The sequence below is a fragment of the Nostoc sp. genome (assembly GCF_036919815.1).
Taxonomy (GTDB): domain Bacteria; phylum Cyanobacteriota; class Cyanobacteriia; order Cyanobacteriales; family Nostocaceae; genus Nostoc.
The window spans coordinates 86,527-100,856 of the sequence record NZ_JBALCE010000084.1 but is presented as its reverse complement, the minus strand read 5'-3'; the positions used below and the strand labels follow the sequence as shown (position 1 = coordinate 100,856).

General features: G+C 42.8%; 10 protein-coding genes. 2 read left to right on the top strand and 8 right to left on the bottom strand.

The window, feature by feature from the left end:
* Positions 1–85: 85 nt before the first annotated feature.
* A complete protein-coding gene (locus V7K15_RS20075; protein WP_334908016.1) occupies positions 86–1,000 on the bottom strand; it encodes a Tll0287-like domain-containing protein in 915 nt (304 codons plus the stop codon).
* A gap of 181 nt (positions 1,001–1,181) precedes the next feature.
* Here V7K15_RS20075 and V7K15_RS20070 point away from each other — a divergent pair, with 181 nt between their 5' ends.
* Positions 1,182–2,036 carry a phosphate/phosphite/phosphonate ABC transporter substrate-binding protein gene (locus tag V7K15_RS20070; protein ID WP_334908014.1) on the top strand — a complete coding sequence of 285 codons (855 nt, stop codon included), beginning with the start codon at positions 1,182–1,184 and terminating at the stop codon, positions 2,034–2,036.
* 39 nt (positions 2,037–2,075) lie between these two features.
* Here V7K15_RS20070 and V7K15_RS20065 read toward each other — a convergent pair whose 3' ends face one another.
* The 5 genes from V7K15_RS20065 to V7K15_RS20045 all read right to left on the bottom strand — a co-directional run bounded on the left by V7K15_RS20065 (position 2,076) and on the right by V7K15_RS20045 (position 10,925).
* The gene (locus V7K15_RS20065; RefSeq protein ID WP_334908012.1) at positions 2,076–2,846 is read right to left on the bottom strand and encodes a hypothetical protein; all 771 of its coding nucleotides are present in this window, start codon (positions 2,844–2,846) and stop codon (positions 2,076–2,078) included.
* Positions 2,847–3,067: 221 nt separating this feature from the next.
* Positions 3,068–5,800, bottom strand: coding sequence for a GAF domain-containing sensor histidine kinase (locus V7K15_RS20060; RefSeq protein WP_334908085.1), 2,733 nt, complete (start codon positions 5,798–5,800; stop codon positions 3,068–3,070).
* 815 nt (positions 5,801–6,615) lie between these two features.
* The gene (locus V7K15_RS20055; RefSeq protein WP_334908010.1) at positions 6,616–7,086 is read right to left on the bottom strand and encodes an NADAR family protein; all 471 of its coding nucleotides are present in this window, start codon (positions 7,084–7,086) and stop codon (positions 6,616–6,618) included.
* A 194-nt stretch (positions 7,087–7,280) separates the two neighbouring features.
* Positions 7,281–8,894 (bottom strand): iron uptake porin, encoded by a 1,614-nt coding sequence (locus V7K15_RS20050; protein WP_334908008.1) that lies wholly within the window; start codon positions 8,892–8,894, stop codon positions 7,281–7,283.
* A 630-nt stretch (positions 8,895–9,524) separates the two neighbouring features.
* Complete coding sequence (locus tag V7K15_RS20045; RefSeq protein WP_334908006.1) at positions 9,525–10,925, bottom strand: sugar porter family MFS transporter; 1,401 nt, start codon at positions 10,923–10,925, stop codon at positions 9,525–9,527.
* Positions 10,926–10,942: 17 nt separating this feature from the next.
* On the opposite strand from V7K15_RS20045, the gene V7K15_RS20040 reads away from it, so the two are divergent.
* Entirely contained in the window at positions 10,943–11,482 is a 540-nt protein-coding gene (locus tag V7K15_RS20040; RefSeq protein ID WP_334908004.1) for a hypothetical protein, read from the top strand.
* Here V7K15_RS20040 and V7K15_RS20035 read toward each other — a convergent pair.
* Together V7K15_RS20035 and V7K15_RS20030 are read right to left on the bottom strand one after the other, a co-directional pair.
* The gene (locus V7K15_RS20035; protein ID WP_334908002.1) at positions 11,398–12,396 is read right to left on the bottom strand and encodes an ABC transporter permease subunit; all 999 of its coding nucleotides are present in this window, start codon (positions 12,394–12,396) and stop codon (positions 11,398–11,400) included. The genes V7K15_RS20040 and V7K15_RS20035 overlap by 85 nt on opposite strands.
* Positions 12,393–13,949: a sugar ABC transporter ATP-binding protein gene (locus V7K15_RS20030; protein WP_334908000.1), complete on the bottom strand. Its 1,557-nt coding sequence runs from the start codon at positions 13,947–13,949 to the stop codon at positions 12,393–12,395. Before V7K15_RS20030 ends, V7K15_RS20035 begins: the two co-directional genes overlap by 4 nt.
* Positions 13,950–14,330: the final 381 nt, after the last annotated feature.

Below are 14,330 nucleotides of genomic sequence, written 5' to 3'. Positions count from 1 at the left end.
TCACTCATCCCAATTTTGGAAAACATTTGTTTGCATACATTGAAATTTTATTGCCGACTTACTTAATCTAAAATCTAAAATGGTGTTAGCTCTGGTTATTCAGCATCTCCAGAGCTATTTTTAAGCTAGCTTTCATCCGATTAAATGCTTCTGCTAACCCGCCAATTTCATCATTAGAACTTTCTTCAAAATCAGCGCTCATATCACCAATGCTAACTTTTTGGGCTATTTTCTCTATTCTTCTGATGCGCTGAATCACATATTTTTTGATTAAGAAGTTAATTAAGAAAACTACGATCGCAAAGATCGTAATTAAAAGCCCCATTATCAATGTCCAAGTCTGTTTGGCATTAGCAAAAATATCTTGAGAAGGAACAGAGATTATCTGGGCAGAAACAATCTGATTGAGTTGCCAACCAAAACCATTTTCCGAGCCATAATTTACCAACTGACTCTTAGGAGCTTTATCTGGTGTAGAATGACATCGCAAGCATTTCGGTTGGGTAATCTTTAATGGTTGTGCAATGTAAAATACTTCACCTTCTGAGAAGTTACGAAACCCTGTAATTTCTAGAGTTTTAGGTTCGTTGCGAAAACGCTCTACAATTTGAGTTTCAAAATTATCAGCTTTATCTGCTAAATTGGTTGGATTAAGTGTTGCATCCTTATGAACAAAGTTTTTATATTCAGGCTTTTTCCGAAAATTCTCAAAAACCTCTTTAGAAGAAAAAGTTGGTACTATTTCAGGCATGAATGTTGCGTTAGTGTCTAGTCTAGGTTCTAATAGGGGATCTATCCGATTTTGTGTATAATCTCTAACTGAGTTCACCATTTGGATGAGAATCTGCGCTTGAGAAGCCACTTCATTTTGCGCTCCCTTTTGAAGTACACTGGATAAGGCAACGCCACTTCCCACAATACTGGCTATGAAAACTAATATTAAAAGTAAGTTAAATTTAGCACCTATTTTTAAGTTTTTTAACGTAATGTTGTTTAACATAACCTAAGCAACGAAGGTGATATGTGAATTGGTCTAATATTTATTTATATTTGTTAGAAAGCACTTCAACAATATTTAAATAAATATTAATATTTTTCTGTAGTATAACCTATTTAGGCAGTAGTCAAGCTGATCTAAATGATTCCTGAAAGCTAAGTTATTTCTTTAACCATAATTAGTGATGTTTTTGCGATTTCCCCGTCGTTTATTTCTGTTTAATCTGTTAGGTTTGACATTTGCTGCTTGCCAATCACCAAAGGAGTTTGAGGGCACGTTAACTGTTGGTGTGATCAACTATGGTGGAGGCGAACAGATAATTAACCAATATGCTAAATTTAATAGTTACTTGGGTGAAAAGACAAATGCTTATATTCAGCTAGAGCCTGCTTTTAATGAAAATAGAGCGGTTGAGCGTCTTGAGGCTCGTGCTTGGTCGTTGGTATTTGCTCCACCGGGTTTAGCGGCTATTGCGATCGCACGCTATCAATATGTTCCTCTGTTTCCTTTAATAGGTATTAGTAATTTACGTTCAGTTTTCGTTGTTCGCAAAGATAATCCCATAACCAACTTGAAACAACTACAAGGTCAAACAGTCGCTTTAGGGCAGTTAGGTTCTGCAACAGGATATTATTTTCCACTTTACAATCTTTATGGTACAACACTGGCAGAAATACTCTTTGCACCCACACCCAAAGTCGCGCTGCAATTGGTCGCTGAAGGAAAAGCGATCGCCTGTGCTGTCTCGGAGGCTGAATTAAGTCTCTACGGTTCACAGTTAGACCCAACCGAATTCCGCATACTATTTAAAGACCCTCACTATGTACCATTAGGTGTGGTCTTGATTGGGCCTAATGTAGAACTTAATCGTCAAGAGTTGATCAGGAAAGTAATGAGTGATTCGCCTTCAGGTTTAGCTGAAGAAGTGGGGTATGTACCCAATGGACAAGTACCAGATTATAAATACATGATTTCTCTGGTTGATCGGGTAAGCTCGATTAGTTCTAAGCTGGAAAAAAAGCCTGTTCGTTTATTTTAAGGTTGAGCATTTGTCATTCCCCACTCCCGATCATCTTGCTCAAAAAAACAATTTGAATCGTGCTAACTGATTTTCAATGGTTCCTGTGAGAATTTGATTCAGTTCTGTGGTGTCTTGGAATTGCAAAATTTGCTGTGTCGGTAAGTCGAAGGGAAATTGCCCTTCAAAGTCGGGGCGTTGCATGTGCGCTAATAGAATCTGTTCAGATCGTTTACTTTGGATGGCATAGCCAATCTCAATACAGACATTCGGACTCGGAATTAGTTGAGGGGTTTCTTTACCATCAATGCTAGCAATGGGCGTGGTGTCAGCGATAAATAACAAACTCTTACGGATTTTTCGCATGATTGTGCGGTTAATTCGGACAGTAGCACCACTGGGACGAGAGGATTCTACTAATGTTAGGGGAAGGCGCGATCGCAAGTTTAAACTATCTAAACTTTTTCGCAGTTCTTCTCTGAGAATATTCGTCGCTGCGGCATACTCAGTTTGATAGGATAAAAAAATCGTTGGTTCTAACTGAGCCAACACCGCCTGCTTGGTGAAATAAATTTCATGGCTAATTAAATCAATGTTAGCGACGCAATAGCCACCACTACCTTCAATATAAAATTCAATATTTTCCCCTTCCAGATAGCGCCCAAACCAAGTTGATTTGTTAACTTCATCACTTTCTTCTAAAAAGTCTGCTCGCAAGGCTGATTTGAGCAGGCTTTTTTTGCTTAAGCGAATGTCTGGCGGACGTTTTTCCAGTTCTGGAATCGGCTCGTAATCCTGTAGATACCACGCTCTGAGCGCAATAATTGACATAAGGCGCTATTTAAACTATTTCTCGCTATTCAACTTCGTATAATCTTACACCCAGAGGAGTCCCTATTTCAGCCTTCTCTTTAAACACAACAACACCCAAACTTTTAAAATCATCAAAGCCGGAAACGACCTATTTTGTTAAAAGCATACCATGATTAATTTGTACACTAAAGGGTGAGCCAAATCAACCTCGCACTCAAAGCCGCAGGATGGTGCATCATCTAGTTAACTATTTTGGCTGGAGGTTTAGTGGGAATCTCAATCCAAAACTCTGTACCTTTGCCAGGTTCGGAAATGCACTCCATTGTTCCACCATGTTTTTCGACAATAATCTGATAGCTAATTGACAGTCCCAGTCCTGTACCCTTGCCCACAGGTTTAGTAGTGTAAAACGGGTCAAAAATTCGCTTTTTCACCTCTTCAGTCATTCCAGATGCATTGTCACTAATACGAATCAACAGACGACAGTTGTCTGCTGAGATTCTAGTAGAAATCTGGATAGTGGGCATTGGGCATGGGTTATTCTCATTGTCCCCCTTATCTTCCGTCCCCATTCGCAGGGCATCTATGGCATTACTAAGAATATTCATGAATACCTGATTCATTTGGCCAGCATAACATTGCACCCCTGTTATGTTGCCATAGTCTTTGATTACCTTAATGCCGGGAAATTCAGCATTTGCTTTCAGCTGATGTTGCAAAATTAATAAGGTGCTGTCAATGCCTTCATGTATATCAACGCGCTTGTTTTCAGCCTCATCTAAGCGAGAAAAATTGCGTAATGACAGCACTATTGAACGGATGCGATCGGTTCCTACTTGCATTGAGGTGATCATTTTCGGGAGGTCTTCTACCAAAAATTCTAAGTCCATTTCTTTGATCGCAGTCCTAATTTCACTATGGGGATGCGGATAGTGTAGCTGGTAGAGACTTAAAATTTCTAGCAGTTGTTCGGTGTAGTCACTGGCATGGCACAGGTTCCCGTAGATAAAGTTAACGGGGTTGTTGATTTCGTGGGCGACACCCGCCACCAACTGTCCTAAGCTGGACATTTTTTCGGTCTGAATCAATTTTGACTGTGTTTCTTGGAGTTCATGTAGGGTATACTCTAATCGGGCAGCTTGATTTCTGGCTTCAGTTTCGGCATAAGAGGTTTGTTCGTAGAGTTGTGCTTGTTGAAGGGCGATCGCTGCCTGATCTGCTAACTGTTCCAATAAATCAATTTCTGCATCCTGCCAATTTCTGGGAGCATCACACTGATGGGCAATTATTAAGCCCCATAGTTCCAGACCGATATTAATCGGAACTATTAAGTTTGCTTGCACTTGTAAACTCTGCAAAAACTCTCGATGACAATCACTTAAAGCAGCGGTTGAAACGTTGTTATTTGCCCGTACCTTGCCCTGAAAAGATAGACGCGTATACTCATCAGGAAAGCATTCTGCTGGTGCATTCAATCCCAAAACGGACTGCCAATTGCCATTAATCTCTTCCACAATGACTGATTTACTCTTCAGTTCAAAAATCAGCACTCGGTCTGAATTTAGCAGGGGACGGACTTCCCGAACGATGGATTGCAGGGTTGTCTGCAAGTCTAATGTGCGGCGAATCTGCTCTGTAACTTGCTTGAGTACTTTGGTAGTCAGTAATGATTTTTCGAGTTCAGCAGTTTGCTCTTGCACCAGCAATTCTAAATTGGCATTCTGGGATTCTACCTGTTTATACATTTTGTGCTGCTGAATTGCCATTGAGAAATGCTCGGATAAAGCTTGCGCCAATAAGATTTCTTCCGGTTTCCACTCAGATGCTTGGCCTTTTTTTTGCTCTCGCCAAAGCTCAAAGGAAAGCTGGGGTAACAGTTGTCGCCGATTTTCTTCACATCGTCCCGCCCACAAGATTTCTGTTTCAAATTCAGGGCGAAAAATGCTTAATACACCAATAAACTTTTCGCGGTAATGTAGGGGAATCACCATGAATCCGCGAATTTGAGTAGAACGGAACGCTAAAGCCAAAACTCGCAAACGTGGTTCTTTGTAGAGGTCATCGGTTGCCCAAATATGACCTTGTTTACACTCAGCCATCCAGTTTTGCCATATCAGATGCTGTTCAATAATACTGTTATCTCCCTCATAGGGGAGTTTCGGCTGGTCGCCCCAAGTGTATAATTCCCGACTTTGTTCAATGTAAAGCCTGGCGCCTACTCCACCCAAGGCAGTAATAATTTCTTCTAGCGCTTTCTGCAATTGAATTGTCGGTAGTTTATGCAATAGTGTGGTAACTCGGTTAATAGTAGCTTCTCGCTCTTGCTTGGCGACGGCTTGGGTGAGTAGATTACTTTGAGCGATCGCTATTCCTACTTGGTCACTAACTTCCTGCAATACTTTTAGTTCCCCCTTCAAAATCTCTCGCGGTTGAGTGTGGTGAGCTACCAATAATCCCCACAATTTAGGCTGTGCCGATTGTTCTTGGAGGTCGGAATGTAAAATTGGTATTACTAACGAAGACTGCACGCCCATTGCTTTTAGGTATTGAATATGGCACTGGTCTACCTGCCGATAGTGGATATTAGTTTCTAGACGTTTGCCACTTTCTTCTGACTGTAGAGGTGATAGCCCGATCTTGCCGTTTGCCACATCCACAATCGAACGTTGCCCGACTAACAAAAACATCTCTCTGGCGGCTTCTGGAATATCATCAACTGGGAAGCGTAGCCCCAATAAGGATGGCAGACGTTCCTCATAAATAGATTCAGCAATGACTTCACCACTACCATCAGCACCAAAGCGATATACTTTCACCCGATCTGCATCCAAAAATAAACGCACTTGGCTAACGGTAGTCGTTAATATTTCTTGGAGATCGAGCGATCGCCTGATCTGTGTTGTCATCTTGTGCAGTAAACTTTCTTGGTCTAAGCTTTGCTGCAACTTGTTTGGTTTATCGGTAATTGTCATTGTTTGTATGCAGTATGACGGAAGTATAATTTTATTTGTAATTGTCACTGCCTTGGTTTTCATCCCATTTCCCAAAATTCCTGTTACAAATGCGTTGCTACGGGCGTACATCTGTTGCAAATATTTTTGGAAATGGATCAGAGGATATTTGATAATTATCCGAGATTTTGCTTGATCGCCGTAGCTTGACAAAGTTGATTTAGTAGAATCTAAAACCCTTTGGTAAGTAGATCACCAAATAGTTTCCAAAGAGCCTCTCAAGTCTAAAATTCATAAAATCTTAATCAGAGACACCCATTAATTTTATATTCTCAATCATCAACCTATTTCAGTGATATCACTCAATTTATTACTTCATGAATACTTTAAAATAAGAATATGTTGTGATCATTTTTGCCCATTCATTTAATTAATTATAGCCTTTACTAATAAGAATCAGGTAGACCATAACCTCATCCCGATAAAGCTGTGGTTTATAGCGGTTTTCGATTGGGTGAGGTACAGTTTTGACCTCTCTCCTTTTAGGAGAGAGGCTTTGAATTTTTCCCCCTTCCCGCGTTGGGAAGGGGGTTAGGTCTGTCTGCATACCTGTACCTCACCAAATTGAAAATGGCTATATCTCCCCTCTCCTTGGTAAGGAGAGGGATTGGGTGTGAGGTTTTGATATGTACTTCATACACCTGAGAACCGCTAGAAGATTTTTTCAAAAAAATAACTAAATTATTGGCAAATTTTTCAAATATTTTTGGCTAGGTAATTTTACCATTCCCCGTCTAATTACTGATTTTATGTTGAATCTAACTATTTTGATTAAACTATTCGTAAATGACTGTTAAAGATAGTAAATTACGGATTTCTTCACGCACACTCATGAGAGTTTTACCGAGATGGTTTTGACCGGTTTTATTCGCACCACAGCCCCAAAAAGAATCAGTTGGGGAGTTTTCAATCAAAATATCATCGCCTGTCCTCAAGAGAACTTCTCTAATATCAGCATGAGTGAGAAACTTTTTGAGTACAGCTTCTCGCATAATTTGAGTTTTGACTAAATTCCAGTCTCGACGAAGTTGGCGATCGCTACATCTTCCCAAAGCGGCAGCTTCTTCTGGGGCGGCGGCGGCATAGATGAGGGGTATAATTGCCGCATCTGTGCTACCTACAAACTTTTGCGCTTGATAATAATGTTCAACCGTTGGCCAGTAAGTATTCTGGATGTGGATGCCGTGGGGAGAAAAGTTAGAAAAACAGCCATAAGGCTGCCAAACTTTATAAAAGTAAATGGTCATTTGAAAATGGCTCTTTTATATATCAACTTCAGGGTACCTGAAAGTTTTATATTTCCAAACCCTTCATTTGTATCAGGACTTACGCAAACAATAGCTGAAAATAACGATTTTTAGGTAAGGGCAATCCCCTGCGGTCAGCTAAAGCTACATGAATTGCCCCTACCGTGTGTAGTTTTGCGTAAGTCCTAATTCGGTTAAAAATCGAAGGTTGTGCGAATCACACCCACATACTGCGTATCATTTCTGCTGTCGTTTTCCGGGTTGAGAATCACCCAAAAACCAGGAGTTACTGAAATATTATCGTTGAGTCGGTAACGATAGAATGCTTCGATATGGTAAGCGTTGTCTCGGTCTTGACGGACATCACTGTTAGAGACACGCGGCGGTATACCAAAGAGAATTCCTGGCAAGTTACCCCTACCCCCCACATCAGGAAACGACATCCCAATTGCCCCAAACCAGACATTGGCATTGTCACCACTGTTCACAAATAGAGAATCTGTTCCACCCCTACCATTGGAAATATCACTCAAACCAGAGTTTTTGGCATTTGCCCAGATATATCCACCCCAAGCGTGGATTTGGAAATTCGGGGAGAAGCGATAGAATCCCTGTGCGCCGACAATATCGTTGGAAGTAGCAATGTTGTTGCCAAAGGGAGCGTTTGACAAGGCACTACCCGTCCCAGCTGCGAGATCGATTACTCCAGCAGGGCTATAGCCATGAGAGTAGGCGACACCAATAGCTCCTTGCTTACCGTAATAGGCTAGGTGCGCCAGGGCGTTGTAGCCGCCATCAAATAAGCCGTTGCTAGCCGATGGGACATTGGGACTGCTTGCTAAATAGCCTAAGGTGAGAATCAAGTCTTTGGTAATGTTCCAGTTAGCGGCTGCACCCCCGCCACCTCGCCGGAATAAGGGACTGTATGACCCAAAAAGTGAAAGAACCCCATTGCCGTCGTCAGCGATTGTGGCAGGAGTGACGGTGGTTGAAATATCGGTGTAACCAATGCCTGTGGGACCAACAACGAAGTTAAGAGAATCACTGACTGGGAAGTAGTAACGAATGTGCGGAACGAAAAGTGTATCATTGCTGTCATAATCGAAGTTCAGGCGTGTCATCCCTGTACCCGTTGCTGCGGCAATTTGGCTTGCACCATTGGAATTCACAAAGTTGCCAAATTCTAGCCGAACTCGCAACAAATCTTTGCCTGTGAAACTGCTCTCAAAGTTGAGACGACTGCGATTTGCAAAGTAGAGACGGGATTCATCGCGATCGCCACCCACCCGATTACCAAAGCTATCACTAATGGCAGTAATAATTTGAGCATTCAACCTGGTAGTAGTAGAAAATTGCTGTTTTTCCAGGGTTGCTGTCCGTGCTTCCAGCGTATTCACCCGCCCACGCAGAGTTGTTAATTCTGCCGCAAACTCTGTCTGCAAATTTTGCAGCACTGCCAAATCTTCTTTCTTGACTAAATCGCTACTACCCGCAGCAATTAATTCATTCACCCGGTCTAAGCAGGCATTTAAACCAGCTGCAAACTCGTAACGACTTAAAGCACGGTTGCCGCGATAGGTTACGTCAGGATAACCTGCAATACAGCCATAACGTTCCACTAGCGATCGCAGCGCTTGAAATGCCCAATCGCTCGGTTTAATATCGGAAAACTGGGAAACAGAATTGACTTGTCCCTGCAAATTCCTATTAGCATCTGCTCCATTAGAATCATCTTCTGGAGGTACTGCCCAAACTGCTGGAATTGCCAAACATAGGAGAAAAAAACTATGAAAAAGAATTTTTAACATTGGCTTATTACTTAAAAATAATTGAAGACTTACGCATTGACAAGAAATACCAAATATGAATGGTTAAAAAGCATATCTTTCGTAAGGGCACAGCAATGCTCATAGGTGTCAACTTAAGCTAAAAGCCTTTCAAATCTCGTTTCCAGCCTCTGGCTGGAAATGCTACTCCTGGCGGCTCTGCCGCCAGCGAGGGAGGCGGAGCCTCTAGAACGGCATTCCCAGTCTCCGACTGGGAACGAGATAATCTATAAAAGCTGGTTCTAGGAAGGTTTTCACGTTAAGTTGACACCAATGAGCAATGCTGTGTCCCTACAGCAAGCCCTATTTACGATCGCAGGATAATTAAGAAAAGCCTAAAACAACCTCAAAATCGTTAATGTACATCACGATGCATTTGTACAGTGCGTAAGTCCTAAAATTAAGCTTTTTAGCAATTTTTGCGTAAGTCCTATTAAAGCCACGCTATGACTTTTGGCTCAAACTGTATTGGGTGATCAGAATTACAAATTACGCCGTACTGTACTAGTACAGTACAGCGTAAATAAACCACCCATTCCAAATCAATGAAATGCTGATACTGTATTGATTTTTAATTTTTAATTCTGCCTTGGGGTACTAGATGAATGCCAATTACATATCTTCTAACTCAATTCCTTTGGTTTCTTTAATAAAAAAGAGAATGAAAAAGAATGAGGTAGCTGCCGCAATTGTATAGAGTCCATAGGCAGAACCTAGACCGAAATATTGCAGTATGGGAGGAAATGTTGTGGAAATGAGGAAATTCGCAATCCATTGCATCGCAGCAGCAACTGAAAGTGCAGCAGTTCTAATTTTGTTATTAAATATTTCTCCCAACAGCACCCAAACTACTGGCCCCCAGGAGAAACCGAAGCAAAACACATAGAGGTTAGCTGCGATGAGAGCTACCGTACCTGCGCTTCCGGTGAGATTGGGATTCCCAGCAGCATCCAGGGGAGCAGTGCCAAAAATAGAAGCCATTGTTCCTAAAGTCAAGGTCATGCCAACCGACCCTAGTATGAGCAAGGGCTTACGACCAAATTTATCCACGAAGGCGATCGCAATCAGTGTTGTAATAATATTTACGGCTCCTGTAATCACCGTGATTGTTAGAGAATCTTTTTCGGAAAACCCGACGGCACGCCACAAAACGCTGCTGTAGTAGAAGATTACATTAATACCAACGAATTGCTGTAATACAGATAAGCCTATTCCTATCCAAACAATGGGGAGGAGTCCACCACTTCTGCCCAACAGGTCAGAAAATCTAGGCTCGCGTTCTCGAAGCACTGTCTGCCGAATTTCTTCAATTTTTGGCAGCACGTCACCCCCCAAAATCTTGGTGAGAACGTTAACAGCTTCTGGCTCTCGTCCTTTGGCAACTAAGTAACGGGGAGACTCAGGAATTGTTAAAGCCATCATCCCGTAGAATACGGCTGGCGGGACTGCTGTCCAAAACATCCAGCGCCAAGCTGCAACCCCAAACAAAAACGGCGAGTCTGCTGAACCTGCTGACACAGCAATAAAGTAGTCGCTCAATAAGGCGACAAAAATTCCCACTACGATCGCTAATTGTTGCAGAGATCCTAACCTTCCCCGCAAATGGGCGGGAGAACATTCCGCAATGTAAGCTGGGGCGATGACGCTAGCAACGCCGATTCCAATCCCACCCAATACTCGCCAAAAGATAAAATCCCAGATAGTGAAGGCCATCCCAGAGCCAATGGCACTGATAGTAAACAGCGCCGAAGCGACCACCATTGCATTGATTCGACCATAACGGTCTGCAATCTGTCCAGCAAAGAAGGCTCCTACCGCAGATCCCAGCAACGCTAGGGACACTGCTAGCCCTGTTACCCAACTACTGGTGTTAAAAGCTTTTGCTAGAGATAAAACCGCGCCGTTGATTACAGCAGTGTCAAAACCGAACAGAAAGCCGCCGAGAGCAGCAGCACCAGCAATCAAAATTACATAAAACGTGTTGGATTTACGACGAATAGTAGTGGAAGACATAGTTTATATATTGGGCATTGGGGATTGGGGATTGGGCACTTGTACTGAGCGAAGTCGTTGGCGCAGCCTCTCGTAGAGAAGTATTGGGCATTGGGCATTGGGGAGTGGGGGGTAGGAGAGTAGAAACCAAAGGCTCATTAATGGAGTTCAAAGGTTCATTAATGGAGTTCAAAGGTTCATTAATGGAGTTCAAAGGTTCATTAATGGAGTTCAAAGGTTCATTAATGGAGTTCCAAGGCTCATTAATGGAGTTCCAAGGCTCATTAATGGAGTTCAAAGGTTCATTAATGGAGTTCAAAGGTTCATTAATGGAGTTCCAAGGTTCATTAATGGAGTTCAAAGGTTCATTAATGGAGTTCAAAGGCTCATTAATGGAGTTCAAAGGCTCATTAATGGAGTTCCAAGGTTCATTAATGGAGTTCAAAGGCTCATTTTCTATTCTCAATGCCCAATTCCCAAAGAAATTAATTCTTTACCGTCTGGAACGTCTGCGTAACCGATCAATCGTTACTGCCAAAATAATTACTAGTCCTTTGACGACTAGTTGCCAGAAGTAAGATAGGTTCAACAAGGTTAAACCGTTGTTGAGAATAGCAATAATCAATGCACCTAGAAGTGTGCCACCAATGGTACCAATACCGCCTGTAAAGCTGGTTCCACCAAGAATAACAGATGCGATCGCATCTAATTCGTAACCCTGACCTAATACGCCACTAGCACTATAAAGACGGCTAGCACTCATGATTCCGGCTAAACCTGCTAGTAATCCACTAATACCATAGACGAATAGCAACACATGATTAACTTTTATCCCAGTTAATCTGGCTGCCCGCTCGTTACCACCGACAGCATATATCTGCACTCCTAAAACAGTTTGCCGCAACACAAACCAACTAGCGATTATAGCCAGTAGCGCAATTATCACTAGCCACGGCAGGGGACCGACATAATTATTACCCACCCAAGCAAAATTGATGTCCGGGTTAATCAGGGTTGTCCCTTTGGCAACCAAAAAGGCCACACCCCGCAAGGCAGTAAGTGAACCCAAGGTGACAATAAAAGGTGGCACATCCAAAAAGGTGATCAGAGCGCCATTGACTAAGCCTAAAAGCAATCCTGCCAGCAATGCAGCAGGCACAGCCGCCCAACTTAAAGCCGGCAGTAGTGATACCAGCAAGGCAACTACGGCAGAAACACCCAATATTGACCCAACTGAAAGGTCAATACCTCCGGTGAGAATCACAAAGGTCATTCCTGTCGCCAGCACAATATTGATTGATGACTGACGCAAGATATTAACGATGTTACCGACTGTGAGGAAGTTGGGAGAAAGGAATGTAAATAAGATGCAGATAATTATTAGGATTGGCAGAATACCCGCAACTTCCAATAGAGTGCTAATTGATTTGCGGTTGCCGGATGTGGGATTGTTGGCTAATTTCTTGCCAGGCGGTCTGACTGTTTGACTCATGATGCTAATACCTCCGATGCTCCAGTTGCATAATGCATAATCTTTTCTTGGGTGATTTCTTTACCAAGACTGCCATTCAGTTCGCCTACTAGCTGTCCTTCTCGCATCACTAAGACGCGATCGCTCATGCCGACAATCTCCGCTAGTTCGCTGGAAACCATTAAAATAGCTACACCTTGCGCTGCCAATTCGCTCATAATTCGGTAAATTTCGCTTTTGGCACCGATATCTACACCGCGTGTCGGCTCATCTAACATCAGTACTCTCGGTTTAATCGCTAACCACCGCGCTAACAGTAGCTTCTGCTGATTACCACCAGAAAGATCCAGCGCTCTAATTTCCAAATTAGCCAGGCGGATATTAAAGTTTTCCACCGCCTCTGTTGACAGCCGATTAACTGAACTCCAGTTAACAATTCCAACTTTTGCATCCTGCTTGAGTGTGTTGATAGCAATATTCTTGCGGGCGCTCATCTCCAGAAATAAACCTTGGTCTTTGCGGTCTTCTGGGACGTAGCCAATTCCCGCCGCGATCGCATCACTGGGCGTATTAATTTCCAGTTTTTTGCCATTCAAGAATACTTCACCACTGGCTTTGCGGTCTGCACCAAAAATCAGCCGAGATAGTTCTGTGCGTCCTGCACCAACCAGCCCGGCTAAACCGACAATTTCTCCAGCATGAACTTCAAAACTAGCCCGCTCAATCTTCTGACGCGCGTCGCTCATATTTCTGACTTCCAGCACCACTGGGCCAGGATGCATTTGTCGTTGATGTTCGTAAAAGTCTTGCATGGAGCGACCAACCATCATTTGCACCAATCGCTGGGGAGAAATTTCACTGCGTGTGAGACTGCCAATATATTGACCATCACGCAGCACACTAATTCGGTCAGCTAAGGCATAGATTTCTTCCATCCGATGGCTGATGTAAATAATCGCAATGCCGTCACGCCGCAGTTTGCGAATTACCTCAAATAAATGCTCACTCTCGCGGTCAGATAGGGCGGCTGTTGGTTCATCCATCACCAAAACGCGGCTTTTATCCTTCAGCGCTCGTGCAATTTCTACTTGCTGCTGTTCTGCGATCGATAAGCTACCAACCACAGTCTGCGCTGTAAAATTGGCTCCAAGGCTTTCCAGCACTTCCTCTGCTTCCAGTTGCATACCTTTGCGGTCTAAAAACTGACCTCGCCGCAACTCGCTACCCATAAACATATTTTCGGCAACGGTTAAATTAGGTGCAACATTCAGTTCTTGATAAATGAGATTAATACCCGATTTGCGTGCTGTCGCCGGATCAGTAATTTTCAGTGGTTGACCATTGATCAGAATTTCTCCTTCATCGGCAATGTAAGCCCCTGCGAGGATTTTCATCAATGTGCTTTTGCCTGCTCCGTTTTCACCCATAAGGGCGTGAACTTCTCCCGGATAAATCGTCAGATTCACATTTTGGAGTGCAGATACACCATGAAATCGTTTTGTAATCCCTCGCATTTCTAAGACCGGGGCGCTGGTTGGTGCATCAGGAAATGAATTTTCAATAGTCGTTGTCATCAGCAAAGCCTCTAAAAACAATTTAAAAATCGTGTAGGCGCAGCCCAAGATAGGCATCGTGAGTTAGGAATTAATCAACTTATATCTGATCACAAAATCATGTTTTAAAAGCTGAATACTAGTTTGAAAATAGGGAGTGGGGAATGGGCAAGAGATATTTTCATAGTTTGTTATTAACGTTAGTTGATGGAGACTGTCTCTTAAATTTCTGAGTGCTATAAATCGGCGCTCAGACTTTTCGCTGATGCACATACATAGCGGTTCTCAATTGGGTGCAGTAGAGTTTTAACCTTGCTTCCATTCCTCTCTCCTAAAAAGGTAGAGGCTTTGAGTCTTACTCCCCAACGCTAGTAGGGAAGGGGCTGGGGGTTAGGTTTTTTA